Origin of the sequence: Gordonia sp. CPCC 205333, assembly GCF_048537885.1 — a bacterium.
GTDB lineage: Bacteria > Actinomycetota > Actinomycetes > Mycobacteriales > Mycobacteriaceae > Gordonia.
Genome location: NZ_JBCLVI010000003.1, coordinates 859,541 through 877,346, shown reverse-complemented (window position 1 = coordinate 877,346; position 17,806 = coordinate 859,541). Strand labels below are relative to the sequence as shown.

Below are 17,806 nucleotides of genomic sequence, written 5' to 3'. Positions count from 1 at the left end.
GATGGTTTTACCAGCCTCCTGGGAGCGGGCGGCCTTCGGCGAAACCGGCGGCGGACTGAATTCCGAGCACAACCTTTTCGTGTAACTCGGCCAGACTGCGTGCTCCGGTGTACGTCGCGGTGCTCCGCACACCGGCGCATATCTGGTCGATGAGGTCTTCGACGCTCGGTCGGGCGGGGTCAAGGCGGATCCGCGACGATGAGATGCCCTCTTCGAACAAGCTCTTACGTGCGCGGTCGAAGGCGCTATCGGAGGCCGACCGTGCCGCGACGGCACGCTTTGACGCCATGCCGAAACTCTCCTTGTAGAAGCCGCGTTCGTCGCGTTTCAGATCGCCGGGGGACTCATAAGTGCCAGCGAACCATGAACCGATCATCACGTTCGATGCGCCGGCGGCCAACGCGAGTGCGACATCACGCGGGTGCCGAACGCCGCCATCAGCCCACACGTGTGCATCGAGTTCTCTTGCAGCAGTGGCACATTCGACGACGGCGGAGAACTGCGGACGTCCGACGCCGGTCATCATCCGGGTGGTGCACATGGCGCCAGGGCCGACGCCGACTTTGACAATCGTCGCGCCGGCATTGACCAGATCGCGAGTTCCCGCCGCTGAGACGACGTTGCCCGCAGCAATCGGCAGGCCCAACTCCAGTGCGGCCACCGATTCCAGCGCGGTGATCATTTTCTCCTGATGACCGTGAGCGGTATCCATCACCAGAACATCGGCGCCGGCATCGGCAAGTGCGCGGGCCTTACCCACGACGTCGCCGTTGATGCCGACCGCCGCAGCGATACGCAGGTGACCGTCGGCGTCGACGTTGGGTTCGTAGATGCCCGCGCGCAATGCGCCGACGCGAGTCAACACTCCGGCGAGGGTACCGTCCTTCGCGGTCAGCACCGCCAGGCCGACGTGGAGTTCGGCGACGGCGTCGAAGATCTCGCGGGCCGGGGTGTCGATGCTCATGCTGACCAGATCGGGATCGAGCACTTCGCTCACCCGAGTGAAGCGGTCCATATCGCGGCAGTGCTTTTCGCTGACCAAGCCGATTGGTTTGCCATCGTCGTCGATGACGACTGCGACTCCGTGCGCTCGTTTGGGTATCAATGCCAGTGCGTCGGCCACCGAATTGTTCCGGGTCAGAGTGACCGGGGTGTCGGCGACGAGGTGCCGTGATTTCACGAAGGCGATCGCCTCGGATGCCGCGGGAATCGGTAGGTCCTGGGGGAGGACCACCAATCCGCCACGGCGCGCGACCGTTTCGGCCATCCGCTTGCCGGCGACCGCGGTCATATTGGCCACCACGATCGGAATCGTGTTTCCGGTGCCGTCGGATGTCGATAGATCGACGTCGAAGCGTGACGCCGCATCGGACCGGTTAGGGACGATGAACAGGTCGTCGTAGGTCAGGTCATGGTCGGGACGATGGCCTTCGAGAAACTGCACTTACTCCGAAACCTCACTTCTGTCTTCGCTCCACAGGGTGTGGAACGTGCCGGGCTTGTCGACTCGCTGGTAGGTGTGTGCGCCGAAGTAGTCGCGCAGCCCCTGAGTAAGGGCGGCGGGTAGCCGCTCGCTGCGCAGGCCGTCGTAGTACGACAGCGACGATGCGAATGCCGGCACCGGAACACCCATGGTGGTTGCGGTGGCGACTACGCGACGCCATGCGTCGATACCGTCTTCCACTGCGTCGCGGAAGTACGGTGCGAGCAATAAACTGGGGAGCTCGGAGTTGGTCGCATATGCTTCGCGGATTCGGTTGAGGAACTGAGCGCGGATGATGCAGCCGCCACGCCAGATGGTGGCAAGCGAGCCGCGGTCGACATTCCAGCCGTATTCGGCACTGCCAGCGGAGATTTCGTCGAATCCCTGGGCGTAGGCGACAACCTTGGACGCGTACAGCGCAGCCTTGATGTCCTCGACGAAAGCCTTCGTATCGGTCGGCGCACCCGACAGTGAACCCGACGCCAGCCCTTGGGCGGCTTTGCGCTGATTAGTGGAACTCGACAGTGCGCGGGCGAAAACAGCTTCGGCGATGCCGGTGGTCGGAATGCCAAGGTCGAGGGCGGCCTTGACCGTCCAGCGACCGGTGCCCTTCTGGCCAGCTTCGTCGACAATCACGTCGACGAGCGGCTTGCCGGTTTCGGCATCGACCTGGGAGAGCACCTCGGCGGTGATCTCGATCAGGTAGCTCTCCAGTTCGGTGGTGTTCCACTCGCGGAAGACGTCGGCGATCTCGGCGACCGGCAGATCAAGCGCGCGGCGCATCAGGTCATAGGCCTCGCCGATCAGCTGCATGTCTGCGTATTCGATGCCGTTGTGCACCATCTTGACGAAGTGGCCCGAGCCGTCAGCGCCGATATGGGTACAACACGGCTCGCCATCTACTTGTGCCGCAACCTTTTCCAGCATCGGGCCGACCGACTTGTATGACTCGGCCGGGCCGCCGGGCATGATCGACGGTCCGTTGAGCGCACCTTCCTCGCCGCCGGATATTCCCGCGCCGATGAAGAGCAAACCGCGTTCGGCAAGTGCTGCCTCCCGGCGGATGGTGTCGGTGTAGAGCGCGTTGCCACCGTCGATGATGATGTCGCCGGGCTCCATTGCGTCGGCGAGCTCGTTGATGACGGCGTCGGTGGCGTCGCCCGCCTTGACCATGATCAGGACGCGTCGTGGGCGTTCGAGTGCGCCGACGAATTCCTCGACAGTCTCGGTCCGAACGAAATCGCCGTCGGCGCCGTGTTTCTCCAGCAGCGCGTCGGTTTTGCCGATGCTGCGGTTATGCAGGGCGACGGTATAGCCGTTGCGGGCGAAGTTGCGGGCGATATTAGAACCCATGACCGCGAGACCGGTGACGCCGATCTGTGCGGTCCCGGTGGGGACGGATGACGGGGTGGCAGACGATGAAGGCGAGTTCATGACAGCTAGCCTATTGCCTCGCATTCGCGTCTGCCCCAGGGAGGTTCACCAAACCGGAAGATCCGGTGGTGGTGGAGAGTCAATTCGCTGCTGCTATCAGTCGGGACAGTTCGGTCAGCCAGGGGATGGCGACTGCCAACGTGGGCACCACCAAGATGGCGGCGGCGGCCAGATAGACCACCAGCGTGAGTCGAGTCGAGGGTGTATCAGCGAGCCGCGTGATGCGTGTGAGCGTGGTAGGTCCGCCGACCGCCATCGCGCCGCGCGGTGCGACTGCATCGGCACAGGCGACCAGTGCACGGCCGAGTGTCGTCGGCGTGGTTGCTTTCACGGCTTGGTCGTCGGCGAGTGCTTCGACGAGCAACTCGACGGCACCGAGCGCTGAACTGCTGCGCACGAACCGTGGGAATGCCTCTTGCAGTGCGATGAATGCTTCGAGAACCAGATCGTGACGGGCGCGTAGGTGAGCACGTTCATGCACGATGACTGCGGTCAGTTCGTCGACCGATAGTCGGGTGACGACGCCTTCGCTGATCACCACACGTTGGCGCAGGCCGGGAAGACAGTAGGCGAGCGGTTGTTCTACCTCGATCATCCGCACGTCGCGCGCGGAGAGCGGATTGGACGCCTCGGCTTCGCGGCGGTCCACCCGGTCGAGCAGATCGATGAGTTGGCGATGTGCGGTGCGGCGGGCGCGAGTGCGGGCACCCACACGGATGGTGGTGTAGAGCATTCGCGCGCCGACTACCAGGGTAAGGATGAAGACACTGACGTAGATCAGCCACAGCGGGAGTCCCAGCCGATTGATTTCGTCGAGTGGGTTGGTTGTCGGAGCGCCATCGGGGCCCGGGGCCAACAGATTGGCTGCGATCGCGAGTCCGCAACTGAACGCGGACAATACTGCGGCAAGTGCGACGGACTGCCAGAGGACCATCGCCGCACGTGGTGTGCGCAGGGGCCAGGCTGCTCTCGACAGCATCTCGGGAACGGGACCGACCAGCACCACGGTAAGGATGCCGAAGAGCAGGGCGGTCATGTGGTCAGTTCCTTGGGCTGGAGAGTCTTGGGTACACGTTGCGGTGTACCCAAGAGACTAGTCGGATTTATAGGGACGTTGCGACGCTTCGAGTTGATCGAGCGCACGACGAAGAGCGGCGGCCTCGTCCGCGCCGACACGGCCGACGAAGGACACGAGTGCGGCATGGCGTGAACCGGGGGCGTCAGCCTCCGACAGAGCGTCGACCATGAGATTGGCGACGAGATCCTCGCGGGGGTGGGTCGCGGCGTATTTGTGAGCCCGATCGTCCCTGATCTGTGTGACCAAGTTCTTCTTGGCCAGGCGTTGCAGCACGGTCATCACTGTGGTGTAGGCGAGTGATCGATCCTGCGACAGCGTCTCGTGCACTTGTCGCACGGTCTGCGCGTCCGGACTGGCCCACAGGGTGTCCATGACCGCGCGCTCGAGCTCACCCAATCCATTCATTCTTCTCATTTTACTGATGTTCTCCGTCTCGGCGAATTCGGTGTGCGTGTGGGGTTGACAGGTTGGTAAGGCTAGCCTACATTAATAACTACGCGGACCGCGAGAGAGTCCTGAGGGCTGCAGAGACCCCCGGTCCACGCCACGGCAGGCCCCACGTTTTCATTAACGTGGGGCCTGCCGATTTTGTGCCCGACGTTTCCGACACCCGTGGCAGACGCCAAGTCCGCCCTGGGTAACTTCACACTATGAGTGCAGACAGTAACGACGGACAGACTTTCTCGGCGGCTGATTTGAAGGCGGTCGGCTTCGACGCGACTCTCGGACTTGAGGTGACATCGGCCACACCCGATGAAGTCGTGGCCCAGATGACGATCGATCCGAAACATCATCAGCCATACGGCATCGTCCACGGTGGCGTCTACTGCGCGATCGCGGAGAGTGTCGCGAGTATTTCGGGAGTCGTCTGGCTGATCGACGCCGGACTCGGCGGCAAAGCCGTGGGTGTCAACAACAGCACCGACTTCCTCAAATCAGTTCCGTCGGGCGTGATCACCGCCCGCTCGACGCCGGTGCACCGGGGTAAGCGCCAGCAACTGTGGCAGGTCGACATGTCCGACGACGCGGGTCAGCTGCTGGCGACGTCGAGGGTACGGCTACAGAACCTGGCCTAGGCGGCGAGTACGCATACAGCGAGTACGCGCACATCACGACAATCGGCTCGTACCCCGGGAAGTTCCCGTCGTACGAGCCGATTGCTGTTGTGCGGACCATCGAGCCCCGGTGAGTTAACTCGCCTCGGACTCTTTCTCGGCGGCCGCTGTCCGCGCAGCTTCCTGCTCGGCGTCGATATCCGCTTCGATCTCGATCTCTGATTTCTTGGCCAACTCACTCAGGTGGCCGAGCGCGGTGCGTGCGTAGACCTGCTGTTCGGTAATCGCCAGCTGCGCTCGACCACGCGTACTGAATGCGAAGAACCAGTTGACGATGGTGTTGAGGCGGTTGCGGAAGCCGACGAGATACACCAGGTGCAAAGCCAGCCAACCGAGCCAGGCGAAGTAGCCTTCGGTCTCGAACTTCTTCTTGGTGCCCGGAATCGGCACCTGCATGACGGCGCTGAATCGGGACACGGTAGCCATCGAACCTTTGTCGAAGTAACTGAATGGCTTGCGCTGATCTGGTGTTTGACCACCGGTCAGTTCAGCTTTGATGGCATCTGCGGCGTACCGGCCACCCTGGATCGCGCCCTGGGCGACACCGGGCACTCCGTCGACGGCCATCATGTCGCCGACGACGAAGACATTCGGGTTGTCGGGAATCGACAGGTCAGGAAGAACTTTGACGCGGCCCGCGCGGTCCAATTCCACCCCGGACTGCTCCGAGAGTTGCTTACCAAGCGGGCTGGCCTGAACTCCGGCCGACCACACTTTGCACTGCGATTCGATACGGCGTGTGCTGCCGTCCTTTTCTTTGACCACCATGCCGTCATAGTCAAGATCGACGACCATCGCGTTCAGCTGAATGTCGACACCCAACTTCTCCAGGCGTGCGGCGGCCTTCTTGCCGAGTTTCTCGCCGAACGGTGGGAGAACGGCGGGCGCCGCGTCGAGCAGAATGACCTTGGCCTGGGTCGGATCGATATTGCGGAAGCTGCCCTTGAGAGTCTTATTCGCCATCTCGGCGATCTGCCCGGCCAGCTCGACGCCGGTCGGTCCGGCACCGATGACGACGAAAGTCAGTAGTTTGTCGCGCTCAGCCGGGTCGTTGGACAATTCGGCCTGTTCGAATGCGCCGAGGATACGACCGCGTAGCTCGAGTGCGTGGTCGATGGTCTTCATGCCCGGGGCATATTCGGCGAAATGATCGTTGCCGAAATATGACTGATCGGCACCGGCCGCGATGATCAGACTGTCGTAGGGGGTCTCGGTGATGCGTTCGAGAAGTTTCGACGTCACGATCTTGTTCTTCAGGTCGAGCTTGTTGACATCGCCCAGCAAAACCCGCGCATTGCGTTGTTTTCGCAATACGATCCGAGTCGCGGGAGCGATCTCTCCCTCGGACACGATACCGGTCGCGACCTGGTACAACATCGGCTGGAACAGGTGCTGAGTAGTCCGCGCGATGATGGTGACATCGACGTCGGCCTTCTTCAGGCGCTGTGCGGCGAATAAGCCGCCGAATCCGGACCCGACGATTACAACGTGGTGCCGGGCGGATGCTTTCTCAGTAGGGGTGCTCATATGGCGAACATCTTCCTATCGCTGGGCGTGGAGAGCCGGGTGGGGCCCATGCGTCAACGGTATCGTTAGGCAGAGTGTCGCGCGTGTTTAGGTGGCCACGATGTCCGATCCGCAGGCGGGCGCGACGCATGACGGGGGAGTCGGTTCAACCAATGCTCACGCATCAATTCGTATTCCACTTCGTCGCGCTCGAAGCCGGACAGAATCTGCTCGTCGCTGATGTGGATCGCCGATAGGCGCATACCGAGCTTTTGCATCACTCGCCGCGAGGCGGTATTCATTGCGAGGGTGCTGGCGAAGATCCGTTGCGTCCCAAGCTGTTCGAAGGACATCGCGACTAGAACACTGGTGGCTTCGGTCGCGATCCCACGGCCCCAACCGTCGCTGCGCAACCGGTAGGACAGCTCCAACTCGCTCCTGTTGCTATGGCGCGGGGTGCGCAGAGAGACCCACCCGACGAAGGCGTCGCCAGCTCGCCTGCGAATAGTCCAGAGTCCGGTGCCGTATGCGGAGAACTCGGCCTCTGCTCGGGGAATCACCCAGTCGGCTACATCACGGCGGGGAGTGGGAATTCCGCCATTGACGAATCGCATCACCGAGGGGTCGCTGTCCAGAATGTGGAGATCGTCGACGTCGGCGTCGGTCACCGGCGCGATACGCAGCCGGGGAGTGCCGATGAACAACGTGCCTCCCAGCGGTCAGGGTGAATGCGTGTCCGCGGCATCGACAAAGGCCGAGCGGGAACCGAACCGTAAGTGTACGACGTTGTCCGGGCTGTGCCCACTATCTTCGCGGCGTGAGTCGGGTGCCAGCCGACAGGCGCGCTGTCGGGCGGCAGTGGCGATGTCCTACTGTCATCAGTCATGGCCGATTCGTCTTCCGCAAGTTCGACTTCCGCCAGTGCGGACCCCGATCAGTTCGAGTTGCTGATCCACCTGCGTTGGGGCGACATGGATTCATTGGCGCATGTCAACAACGTGCAGGTAGCGCGACTCTTCGAAGAGGCACGAGTGCGAGCCTTCGCCGAGTGGTTCGGTGCGCGCCGGGAGAATATTTCGATGTTGGTCGCCCGACAGGACATCGAATATCACTCGCCGTTGGCGTACACCCCCGAGCCGGTACGGATTCTCGGTCGAGTCAGTCGAATCGGCACTGCCTCCTTCCAGTTCGGCTACACCTTGGTCGATCCCACCGGTACGACATGTGCGGTGGCGCAAACGACGCTCGTTGTGATCGACGCGAATTCAGGCCGGCCGACACCGATCCCGGACCCCATTCGCGCGATTCTCGAAGAACATCACGGCGCCCCGGTGAAATTCCGACATTAGTCAGCTCAACCGAGGTGCGGTATTGGGTACCGTTCTTGCTGGTCGGGCGTATGTCGGCGCCCGCGATCGCGTACTTGGCGAAGTGTGGTCGCGGGGTCTCGATACACCTCGTCGCTAGCGCTCCTCGGCACTCGACCAGCGGAAGATCGCCGATCGCCACCGCCGCCGGCTGAGAGCCCGCTTCTGCTGGTCGAGTGCCGAGGAGCGTGTCGAGTTGCCCGCTTCTGCTGGTCGAGTGCCCGGCGAGGCGCGTGTCGAGTTGCCCGCTTCTGCTGGTCGAGTGCCCGGCGAGGCGTTAGCCGAGACGGGTGTATCGAGACCCGGCGACCTGAATTCCCAACGTGCCCAACACTATTAAACTCGCGCTCGCAAACCGACGGACATGCCGCAGTTCCGGCTTCGCGCGCCGACAGTCCCGCTACCATCCAACTATGCTTCTCGCCGAGAAATCAGACGCCGTCCTCACCCTTACGCTCAACCGTCCGGATTCGCGAAATGCGTTGACGCCACAGCTGATTGCCGAGATCCAAGCGCAGATGGCAACGGCCGACGCCGATCCCGAGGTCTCGGTCATCATCCTCACCGGTGCCGACCCCGCCTTCTGCGCGGGTGTCGACCTACGAGTGATCGGCGCCGAAGGCGGGTGGGACAATATGGGTGATTCGGATGGGACCGGTGCCGGGGATGCGCCGACCGGCCACCCGTGGACTCCGATCAGCAAGCCCATCATCGGCGCCATTAACGGTGCGGCGGTCACCGGTGGACTCGAATTGGCCCTGGGATGCGACATTCTCATCGCCTCCGACCGTGCGCGATTTGCCGACACCCATGCCCGCGTCGGAATTATGCCGCTGTGGGGGCTTACCGCACGCTTGCCGGAGGCTGTCGGCTTTGGTTTCGCCCGACGGATGAGTCTGTCCGGCAACTTCGTCGACGCATCGACGGCACTGGCCAACGGCCTGGTGACCGAAGTCGTTCCGCACGACGAATTACTTTCGACCGCAAGGCAATTGGCCTCCGATATCGCGTCGAACAATCAGTCGGCCGTGCGGACTCTCCTCGGCTCCTACCGTCGAGTTCAAGGCCATGTGCTCGCTCCCCAGGTGGATATCGAAGCCGCGACCGCGACGGCGTGGCTGGACAGCCCGGAAGGTGGCAACGTCGCCAAGGATGCGAAGTCAGTTATCGAACGTGGACGCGCACAACTCAACTGAGCCTCGTTACTAGGGCCACAGGACTGATCGCGTCCAGCCATGTGGGGCGCGTTCATAATTGAGCCGGCGGTGGCGACGTGCTGAATCAGCTTGCCAGAATTCGACGCTTTGCGGCCGCACCGCATAGGACACCCATTCAGCGGGTACCAAATCTGGGTCGACTTGTAGATCTCGGTGGGCCTTCTCGACCGCCTCGTCCAGATCGGTGGGAGTGTCTACCGCCTGACTCTGTCGTCGGGTGAGCGCCAGTGCACGTGACTCATTCGAACGTGCCCGAAAGTCTGCTTCGCTCACAGCTCGCCGATCCGGCGTAACTTGCCCTCGAATACGTACTTGCCGGACGAGTTCTGACCAGTAGAAGGTCAGTGCGGCAAACGGATTCGCCGCCAACTCGGCGCCTTTGCGGCTGGCCGTACTGATCGCGAAATGCCACCCGTCCGCATCGATGTCTTTGAGAATCAAGACTCGCGCATCGGGCACACCACACGAATCCGTGGTGGACAGGGTCATCGCATGTGGTTCGCGGACACCGGCTTCGACGGCAGTTCTGAACCACGCACTGAACAGACTGATCGGGTCATCCGGTGCCGACGAGAGGTCGAACTCGGGTGGAATTGCTGCCAACACCGGCAGACCTCTCAGCACGCTTCGAATCGATTCCTGTTGTGCCACTATCCGATTCTGGCATATGCCGTCGATCAAGGGGACCGGGTGAATTCGGATGAGTCAATCTCGCGGATATAGCGCACGTCGGAAGATCTCGCTGACTGTCCGGATGGCCTCGTCGTCGTCGGGACGCGCGAGCTTGAGTTCACCGGCACTGGCGTACCAGGTCCAGCAGAATGATTCCATCATCGACACGATCGCCGACGCGAACACATTGCGGTCCAGTCCGACGTCGATACCCTTGCGTTCCACCGACCGCACCACAGCCAGCACACCGTTGATGCCCTCCATCCTGCGGGTTGACCACCACGCGGCGAATTGCGGATCGGTCATCGACAGCTGAAACGCCCCAATCATCTCGGGAACATATTCGCGGTACGTCTCGAAGTACACGCGAACCGCGGCTTCGATGTCCTGTTCTAGATCGCGAGTGACTTGTTCGCCGGTCCGCGACAGCACATCGTCAGTGAACCGGTCGAGTAGTGCTTCGAGCAGTCGCTGCTTGTTGTCGTAGTAGTTGTAGAACGACGCCGCCGAGCGGCCCGCGACGTCGGCGATATCGGCGATCTTCGCATTCAGGTAACCGTCCCGTGCGAAGACCTCGCGTGCAGCGGCGTGAAATGCTGCCTCGGTTCGACGCCCTTTAGCACCGGCAGCCATGAGGCCCTGCGTTGTCCGATGCCATGTCAGATCACTCCGTCGGTTGCCAACGCGGCTACCTGGTCGGCCGACAGACCCAATAACTGCCCGTACACACCGGCGTTATCCGAACCGGGGGTTGGCGGACCGGCGTTTCGGACTCGCCCAGGTGTCGCCGAGAACTTCGGCACGATGCCCGGCCCGAGTACCTCGCGGCCGGTCCGCTTGTCGAAATGCGGGGTGATCATATCCCGTGCCCGTAGATGCGGATCTGCGAATACCTCGGCGACGGTGTTTACCGGACCCACGACAACTCCTGCGGCACTGAGGATTTCGCTGAGTTCTGCCGCCGAATGCTGAACAGACCACACTCCGATGAGATCGTCGATCTCATCTTGATTGCGCCCTCGCGCAGTGTGATCACAGAAGCGGTCGTCGGTGGCCAATTCGGGCTGTCCCATCGCTGCGCAGAGACGAGCGAAGACACTGTCCTGGTTGGCGGCGATGATGACATGCGTCCCATCGGCGGTGGGGTAGAGGTTCGACGGCGCAATGCCGTTGAGTCGGGTGCCCGACGGCCCGCGTACCACGCCCCCCATCGCGTAATCTGCGATTGTCGATTCCTGAACCGCCACACATGATTCCAGCAATGACGTATCCACGACCTGCCCTTCGCCGGTTACCGTTCGTCGATACAGCGCGGCTAGGGCACCCTGCGCCGCGTACATGCCGGCTAGAGTGTCGCCGAGCGATAGCGACAGCCGCGGCGGCAGTTGGCCGGGATATCCGTTGATATGGCGCAACCCACTGGCGGCTTCGGCGACTGATGCGTAACCGGCGCGAGTTGCATCGGGACCGGTCTGTCCGTAACCCGACACCCGCACCAGGATGATTCCCCGGTTGCGTGCCCGCAGTTGCTCGTAGCCCAGCCCCAGTCGTTCGAGCGTCCCGGGACGAAAGTTTTCGACGATGATGTCGGCATCGTCGACGAGATCGAGTAGCAACTGCCGCCCGCGTTCAGAGCGCAGGTTCAGGGTGATCGCTTTCTTGTTGCGCGCGTGAACAGTCCAATAGAAACGATGGCCGTCGATCTCGGCTTCGCCCCAGGTGCGGATCGGGTCGGGGCGGTCGGGCGGCTCTATCTTGATCACGTCGGCACCCATATCGCCGAGCAGGCGAGCGGCATGCGGTCCGGCGATCAACGTGCCCAGTTCCAGCACGCGAATGCCGTCGAGCGGGCCGGTCGGCATCGCCGACATTGTGGAATCGTCGTGAATCGTCACCGCTACAGACTCGCAAAGTCTCGTTTCACAAGCCAGTCGGTGATGATGCCGACTGCATGAGCCAGTGCCTCCCGTTGACCGTGGCCTGCGTAATAGTGTGTCGCACCGGGGATTTCGTGAATCTCCTTATCTCGATGGCCGATAGCCTCGTAGAGCCGCCGAGTGTGACTTGGCGTGCATGCGTCGTCGGCCATATTCCCGACGACGAGCGTCGGTACCGCGATATCGTGTCCACAAGCGACTCCGTCGGCGCGCGCGTCGTCATAGCTCCACTGTGATAGCCAGCCGCGCAGCGTGGCGAATCGAGCCAGGCCAACCGGTCCCATGTTGACCACTCGCGGATCGCCGAGATAACACGTACCGGGTTGACGGTCGTTGGGGTCAACGCTCGGGTCGAGCCAGCGCGGGTCCGCCATCGTGCCGTGCACGATGAAGCCATACTCGTCCAGTGAGCGGCCGTCGGACTTCAGCTGTGCCAGTTTGGCTTTCACCCACACGGTGATCCTGCGATTGCGTGCGATCTGCGCGGCGCGGTATCGCTGTAGAAATTCCTCGCTATATGGCGGCTGATTGGGATTGTCCGGGTTGTAGAGATCGAGTTCCGGGTCGCGCACTGACGGATCGGATTCGTCGAGTATCGACGGGTCAAGCCATTCGGTAAGAGTTCCATGACGGCTGATATGAGCCGCGAGCAACATGAGGCCGTCGGCCGGGATGAGATCACATCTGGTGAGGTCGGGGCCGTCGCCGGATGGGCTCGCCGTGATCGTCGGGTGCTGGGCCTGCTGCTGATAGAAGATCGATAGCGATCCGCCGCCACTCCAGCCGGCCAACACGATCTTCTTATACCCCAACCGGGTCTTGGCATCTCGCACGCATGCGCCGAGATCCTGGGCCACCTTTTCCATCAGCAGTGCTGAGTCGACGCCGCGATACCGGCTGTTGCAGTAAATGACATGATGCCCGGCCTTGGCCAACCCTGTCATCATCGGTAGGTAGGCGCCGCCACCGATCGGATGCATGAACACGATCGCGGTGTCGCTGTCATATTCGGTCGGCTTGAGCAGAAAGCTTTCCAGCACAACGTGTTCGGAGACGCCGCCGTAAGTGTCTCGGTATGGCGAGGTGTCCTCGAACATCACCAGGTATGGGATGCGCTGGTAGGAGCGGGTGACGGCGTTCGACATCGAAATTCCTATCGGATAGACCTGATGTGGTGGCAGGCGGGTTCAGTTGGCATGCGCCAGCAGGGCCTCCGATGGCGTAAGACGACGTCGGGTATCAATGGAGATGACTTTCCATTCGATCCGTTCGTCCACGTCGAATCGGCGTCGAGCCCGTTCCCGTGCCTTCTCCGGTGCGCCGTGATGCATCCCCTGCGGTGCATGAGCGAGCAGCCCCGGCGGCATGTCGACGCCGGTGATCGCGCCGCCGTGAAAGAAGGCGACTTCGTCGAAATCGACATTGCGGTGGTACCAGGGCGTTCGTTCGGTACCGGCAACTGTTTCCGCGCGCCGGGGCAGGAAGTTCATCACGTAGACACCGGTTGCCTGCATGAACAGATGCACGGTTGGCGGGAGGTGAACCGATTCCGAGCCGATCGAGGTGTAGTCAGCGATGTTGAAGGTGAACGGAACGTTGTCGCCCCGCCAACCGACTACGTCAATGGGGTTGTGCCGGTAGAAGATTGACGACGGTCCGCCGTGGTGCACCAGTCGTACTTCGTATTCTTCGCGACCGTCGTCGTCGACGGGAGCGGGTTCGGGGATGGTTGCCTGTGCGGGGTCGAAAGGGAAGTGGCGGCCGAGCGTGCCAGCTGGCGGTACGCGGAACTCCTCGGTCGCCTCGATCATGAACAGATACGACTGATTGTCGGGAATCTGCCGGTAGGTCAAGGCTTTCGGTAGATACACCCAGTCGCCGGGGCGGTAGTCCAGCGGCCCCATCTCGGTCTCAAAGACGCCATTGCCTTCGTGCACGAAGATCAGCAGATCGCCGTCGATATGTCTGAGATGAAATGGCATCTGCGTGGTGCGTCGACTCAGCGAGATTCGACAATCGTCGTTGTGGAACAACAACATTGGTTCGCCGCGGGGGTCTTCGGCGTCGGTGGGAGTCAGGTCGGCGCATTGGGCGTCGATAGGACGCAGGGGGCCAGCTGATCGATACTCGGTTGGATCATTGCGCCGGTAAAGATGAGCGGTGCGCCCGGTGAATCCGTTGCGTCCGAGTTCGTCGTCTTTGAGCCCGTCGAGGTCGGCATGGACCCGGCGCGGCGTGACGCCCCGGCGCAAGTGGACGAACGATTCCATCAAAACTCCTCGGTGTGGCACCCGGGCAACGATCGGCATCGCGTCGGTCTTTGGTCAGAAAACTGAATCTGACATTAGATTAAGGTTACGGCACTGACAAGGGGGATCCGCCCTGCCGATTTCTTCAAGACAGTCCGGTCGCTGCCTGCGAAGGTTGACATATGAACACACGACACGACATGAATATTTGGCCAGGGCTGTCCTACAACGACCCCATTGCGCAGCGGCAGTGGCTGGCAGCGCTCGGTTTCGGTGAAGGGATTTGCGTCGACGGTGACGGGCCGGGGGAAGTGATCCACTCCGAAATGCTCTGGCCCGATGGCGGCCGCGTCATGATCTCCAGCGTCTGTAAGACTGATCCGACCTTCGTCACCCCAACCGGATCGGGCAGCGTCTACGTGGTGGTCTCCGATCCGGACGCAGTCTGGACGCGTGCGATAGATATCGATGCGACGGTTGTCCGCGAAATGCGCGACGAGGACTATGGATCGCGAGGGTTCTCCATCGCCGATCCGGAAGGCAATAAGTGGAGCTTCGGTACCTACGCGGGTTAAGCGCATCGCTGGGAATCACGTCGGTGGTGGACTACGACATCACCGGTGCGCTTCCGGGCACCCACTTGGGGATGCCATCGCCAAACGTCACGGTGGTCATCGATCTGCGCGACGGTCTTGACCTCTCCGGTCCTGGGCTAAGCGACATAACCCGTTTCCGGGTTTGTCTGGGTGGGCTTCACTCAGCGCCCTATCTCATCCACCACGACGGTACTCAGGTTGGCGTTCAGATTGGCCTCTCGCCAACCGGCGTCCGGCGTCTGTTCGGTCTTCCAGTCGCCGAATTGGCCGACCGCGCAATCGATCTTGACGAACTCGGGCCAGCTCGCGCCGACGAGTTGGTTGGCCGGATCGCCGCTGCGCCAGCCACTGATCGTGCCCGAATCGGCGCCGAGACGATGCTCAGCTGGGCCAGCGATCCCGGCGTGGCCGATGGTCGGTGGGCTCCGCAGCCAGATGCCGCCGCCGCGTGGGGGCATATTGTGGCAACGGGTGGTCGGTGTGCGGTATCTGAGCTCACGTCACGGTCGGGATGGTCGACGAGATATCTGACGACTCGATTCGTCGCCGAATACGGCATGGGTCCCAAGCAGGCTGCCCGCTTGGTTCGCTTCGACTGTGCGTTCCGGGCCCTTCGTCACGGCGTCGCGATCGACGCGGTTGCGGCCGGCTGCGGTTATGCCGATCAGGCGCACCTCACGCGCGAGTTCGCCGACTTCGCGTCGATGTCGCCGGCGCGCTACTTGGCTCGCGAGGAGTTCCCGCCCGCCAGCTGAACGCCTATCTGCGCAGGTAGAAAATCCGCAGCAGTTGTCGTGTTTAAGGCCACCGTGCGCAAGTCTGGTATCGGAGGGTTGCGGTTACTACCGTTTGTCGTATGCAGCTCAGCAGATTCAGCGACCTCGGCCTCCGAGCGATGATGCTGCTGGCTGCCGCGGATGACGGGCGTTCGACAACGAAAGCGATTGCCGCGGCCGCGCAGGCATCTGAACACCACATAGCCAAGGCGATTACCAGACTGTCGGCATTGGGCTGTGTGTCGTCCTTGCGCGGCCGCGGCGGCGGTCTGCGGATCACCGATACCGGGCGTGACATGCGGGTGGGCGAGTTGATTCGTCTGCTTGAACACGACCGGCCCGTCGTCGAATGCGGTGGCGACAAGCCGTGTCCGCTGGTGCCCGCGTGCCGGCTGAGGCGTGCACTCGCCGATGCGCAGGCATCGTTCTATCGCGAACTCGACCAGTACACGGTTGCCGACCTCGCTGGGCCAACCCTTCTTCCGCTGACTGGACTGCGCACAGCGGTCGGCTAGTCATTCCGAATTTCCAACAGGACTGTGTGACAGCACATTCCTCTCTTCAACGATCCCGCAGAACCACAGAGAGAGATATCAATGACGATCACCCGCGATCCAGTACTGGTCGACACGCTCAGTGACGAACACGCCGCGATCATCCGCACGACACTGCCACTTGTCGGAGCAAACGTCGACACGATCACCGAGACGTTCTACGACAGGATGTTCACTGCCCACCCGTCGTTGTTGCGTAACCTGTTCAATCGGGGCAATCAGGCGCAGGGCGCTCAGCAGCGCGCGTTGGCCGCATCGATCGCGACGTACGCGACGCACCTGGTAGATCCCGCTTTGCCGCATCCGGCCGAGTTGTTGTCGAGGATCGGGCACAAGCACGCATCGTTGGGTATCACGGCTGATCAGTACGGCATCGTCCGCGAGCACCTGTTCGCCGCCATCGTCGAGGTGCTCGGAGCCGATACGGTGACTGCCGACGTCGCCGAGGCCTGGGACGCGGTGTACTGGATGATGGCGCGCACACTGATAGAGCTCGAAGCGAAACTCTACGCCGACGCCGGGGTCGCGGCGGGCGATGTGTACCGCCGCGCAATAGTGACCCGTCGTGTCGACGACCCATCCGGTGTGGTGTTGGTATCGGTAGCATCCGGCGACGACGGAGCTGCTGAACATAGTGCGGCGCAGTATATTTCGGTCGGTGTGACTCTCCCGGATGGAGCGCGACAACTGCGTCAGTACAGTATCGTCAATGCCCCTGGCGAGCGCGAAACCACGTTCGCCGTCAAGCCGGTCGGGGCAGGACGGGGAACCCCCGCGGGTGAGGTGTCGAATTGGATCGCCGACCATCTGGCCGTCGGAGACCTGATTGATGTCACGATGCCATTTGGTGATCTACCGACAGCCGGTCTGGGATCGGCGCCAGTGGTATTGATTTCGGCGGGTGTCGGCATCACGCCGATGGTCGGGATTCTCGAGCACCTGGTTTCGGCCGCGCTTCAATGTCCGGTTCAGGTACTCCATGCCGACGAATCTGCGGCGTCGCATCCGCTGCGCGAGAGGCAACGAAATCTGGTGACGAGCCTTCCCCATGCCACCCTCGATATCTGGTACTCCGACGGAGGCGAGCGCGATTCACATGCGGGTTTCATGAACTTGTCGGCGGTGACCATCGACGACGTCGCTGACATTTACCTGTGCGGCAATAATGCCTTCGTCCAGAACATTCGGGCGCAGTTGACCGACCGGGGGGTGGCGGCCGATCGAATCCACTGTGAGCTGTTCTCACCGAATGACTGGTTGGTGAGTTAATAACCTTGGCCTCAAGCGATTTCCTGGCGCGCATTCGTAAAGACCCGACTCGGTCGCGGCTCATGAGGCATGATTGACCACCGAACGTGACCCGATCAGCAGCAGGAGAGTCGATGTCGAGAATCCGGATCGCCGCCGCAGCCGGCGTAGTGGCAGTCGGCGCGGCGACGCTGGTCAGCGCCCCCGCGCCCGCGGCGCCGGCAGGCAAGGTCGACCCAGGTGCCATGTTCTCATCGGTGCACTACGGAACCGGCTGCATGTACCAGATGTCGGTGCCGGTCAATTCCTCAGGCTGGGTGGCCTTCTACGAACGCAAAGGTCCAGGTTACCCGGTCCGGTTGATCGGCCGCGCCAAAGCGAACGGTGCGCAAGCAGTCGTTTCGTGGATACCGAACCGACAAGGACTGCGCCAGCTCTACGCGGTTCAGAACGGCAAGCGCGGACCCATCGCATCTGCGCGCGTCACCCAGGGGTACGGCTCTGGCCCAATGTGTTTCGCGTGGCCGTGATCATCGCCTCGACCATCGATCGGAATGCTCACACTATTCCTTCA

The 17,806-nt window shown here is 62.1% G+C and carries 19 protein-coding genes; 8 read left to right on the top strand and 11 right to left on the bottom strand.

Features of this window, described 5'->3' with window-relative positions; genetic code table 11:
- Window positions 1-7 precede the first annotated feature (7 nt).
- The 4 genes from AAFP29_RS14190 to AAFP29_RS14175 form a co-directional block, all read right to left on the bottom strand.
- Window positions 8-1,444, bottom strand: coding sequence for a GuaB1 family IMP dehydrogenase-related protein (locus AAFP29_RS14190; protein WP_419217993.1), 1,437 nt, complete (start codon window positions 1,442-1,444; stop codon window positions 8-10).
- Window positions 1,445-2,917 carry an NADP-dependent phosphogluconate dehydrogenase gene (gndA, locus tag AAFP29_RS14185; RefSeq protein WP_419217992.1) on the bottom strand — a complete coding sequence of 491 codons (1,473 nt, stop codon included), beginning with the start codon at window positions 2,915-2,917 and terminating at the stop codon, window positions 1,445-1,447. It abuts the gene before it with no gap.
- A 79-nt stretch (window positions 2,918-2,996) separates the two neighbouring features.
- On the bottom strand, window positions 2,997-3,953 hold the full coding sequence (locus AAFP29_RS14180) for a M56 family metallopeptidase (protein ID WP_419217991.1): 957 nt from the start codon (window positions 3,951-3,953) through the stop codon (window positions 2,997-2,999).
- 57 nt (window positions 3,954-4,010) lie between these two features.
- Window positions 4,011-4,409 carry a BlaI/MecI/CopY family transcriptional regulator gene (locus AAFP29_RS14175; RefSeq protein WP_419217990.1) on the bottom strand — a complete coding sequence of 133 codons (399 nt, stop codon included), beginning with the start codon at window positions 4,407-4,409 and terminating at the stop codon, window positions 4,011-4,013.
- A 236-nt stretch (window positions 4,410-4,645) separates the two neighbouring features.
- On the opposite strand from AAFP29_RS14175, the gene AAFP29_RS14170 reads away from it, so the two are divergent.
- On the top strand, window positions 4,646-5,071 hold the full coding sequence (locus AAFP29_RS14170; RefSeq protein ID WP_419217989.1) for a PaaI family thioesterase: 426 nt from the start codon (window positions 4,646-4,648) through the stop codon (window positions 5,069-5,071).
- A gap of 114 nt (window positions 5,072-5,185) precedes the next feature.
- Here AAFP29_RS14170 and AAFP29_RS14165 read toward each other — a convergent pair whose 3' ends face one another.
- A complete protein-coding gene (locus tag AAFP29_RS14165) occupies window positions 5,186-6,637 on the bottom strand; it encodes an NAD(P)/FAD-dependent oxidoreductase (RefSeq protein WP_419217988.1) in 1,452 nt (483 codons plus the stop codon).
- 65 nt (window positions 6,638-6,702) lie between these two features.
- Window positions 6,703-7,320 carry a GNAT family N-acetyltransferase gene (locus AAFP29_RS14160; protein WP_419217987.1) on the bottom strand — a complete coding sequence of 206 codons (618 nt, stop codon included), beginning with the start codon at window positions 7,318-7,320 and terminating at the stop codon, window positions 6,703-6,705.
- Between the two features lie 180 nt (window positions 7,321-7,500).
- Here AAFP29_RS14160 and AAFP29_RS14155 point away from each other — a divergent pair, with 180 nt between their 5' ends.
- Window positions 7,501-7,965, top strand: a complete 465-nt coding sequence (locus AAFP29_RS14155) for an acyl-CoA thioesterase (RefSeq protein WP_419217986.1) — start codon at window positions 7,501-7,503, stop codon at window positions 7,963-7,965.
- Window positions 7,966-8,396: 431 nt separating this feature from the next.
- Window positions 8,397-9,179 (top strand): enoyl-CoA hydratase, encoded by a 783-nt coding sequence (locus AAFP29_RS14150; protein WP_419217985.1) that lies wholly within the window; start codon window positions 8,397-8,399, stop codon window positions 9,177-9,179.
- A 9-nt stretch (window positions 9,180-9,188) separates the two neighbouring features.
- On the opposite strand, the gene AAFP29_RS14145 is transcribed toward AAFP29_RS14150, so the two are convergent.
- The 5 genes from AAFP29_RS14145 to AAFP29_RS14125 are packed head-to-tail and all read right to left on the bottom strand — an operon-like array spanning window position 9,189 to window position 14,079.
- Window positions 9,189-9,851 carry a pyridoxine/pyridoxamine 5'-phosphate oxidase gene (locus AAFP29_RS14145; RefSeq protein WP_419217984.1) on the bottom strand — a complete coding sequence of 221 codons (663 nt, stop codon included), beginning with the start codon at window positions 9,849-9,851 and terminating at the stop codon, window positions 9,189-9,191.
- 54 nt (window positions 9,852-9,905) lie between these two features.
- Window positions 9,906-10,505, bottom strand: coding sequence for a TetR/AcrR family transcriptional regulator (locus AAFP29_RS14140; protein ID WP_419217983.1), 600 nt, complete (start codon window positions 10,503-10,505; stop codon window positions 9,906-9,908).
- Between the two features lie 26 nt (window positions 10,506-10,531).
- Window positions 10,532-11,743: a CaiB/BaiF CoA transferase family protein gene (locus AAFP29_RS14135; protein WP_419218111.1), complete on the bottom strand. Its 1,212-nt coding sequence runs from the start codon at window positions 11,741-11,743 to the stop codon at window positions 10,532-10,534.
- 26 nt (window positions 11,744-11,769) lie between these two features.
- Window positions 11,770-12,954 carry an alpha/beta hydrolase gene (locus AAFP29_RS14130; RefSeq protein ID WP_419217982.1) on the bottom strand — a complete coding sequence of 395 codons (1,185 nt, stop codon included), beginning with the start codon at window positions 12,952-12,954 and terminating at the stop codon, window positions 11,770-11,772.
- A gap of 42 nt (window positions 12,955-12,996) precedes the next feature.
- A complete protein-coding gene (locus tag AAFP29_RS14125; RefSeq protein WP_419217981.1) occupies window positions 12,997-14,079 on the bottom strand; it encodes a homogentisate 1,2-dioxygenase in 1,083 nt (360 codons plus the stop codon).
- Window positions 14,080-14,240: 161 nt separating this feature from the next.
- Here AAFP29_RS14125 and AAFP29_RS14120 point away from each other — a divergent pair, with 161 nt between their 5' ends.
- The 5 genes from AAFP29_RS14120 to AAFP29_RS14100 all read left to right on the top strand — a co-directional run bounded on the left by AAFP29_RS14120 (window position 14,241) and on the right by AAFP29_RS14100 (window position 17,762).
- Entirely contained in the window at window positions 14,241-14,633 is a 393-nt protein-coding gene (locus AAFP29_RS14120) for a VOC family protein (RefSeq protein ID WP_419217980.1), read from the top strand.
- Window positions 14,606-15,409, top strand: a complete 804-nt coding sequence (locus tag AAFP29_RS14115; RefSeq protein ID WP_419217979.1) for a helix-turn-helix domain-containing protein — start codon at window positions 14,606-14,608, stop codon at window positions 15,407-15,409. The genes AAFP29_RS14120 and AAFP29_RS14115 overlap by 28 nt, the downstream gene beginning before the upstream one ends.
- Before the next feature lie 101 nt (window positions 15,410-15,510).
- A complete protein-coding gene (locus AAFP29_RS14110) occupies window positions 15,511-15,945 on the top strand; it encodes an Rrf2 family transcriptional regulator (RefSeq protein ID WP_419217978.1) in 435 nt (144 codons plus the stop codon).
- A gap of 81 nt (window positions 15,946-16,026) precedes the next feature.
- Window positions 16,027-17,253, top strand: a complete 1,227-nt coding sequence (locus AAFP29_RS14105) for a globin domain-containing protein (protein WP_419217977.1) — start codon at window positions 16,027-16,029, stop codon at window positions 17,251-17,253.
- 113 nt (window positions 17,254-17,366) lie between these two features.
- Window positions 17,367-17,762, top strand: coding sequence for a hypothetical protein (locus tag AAFP29_RS14100; protein ID WP_419217976.1), 396 nt, complete (start codon window positions 17,367-17,369; stop codon window positions 17,760-17,762).
- Window positions 17,763-17,806: the final 44 nt, after the last annotated feature.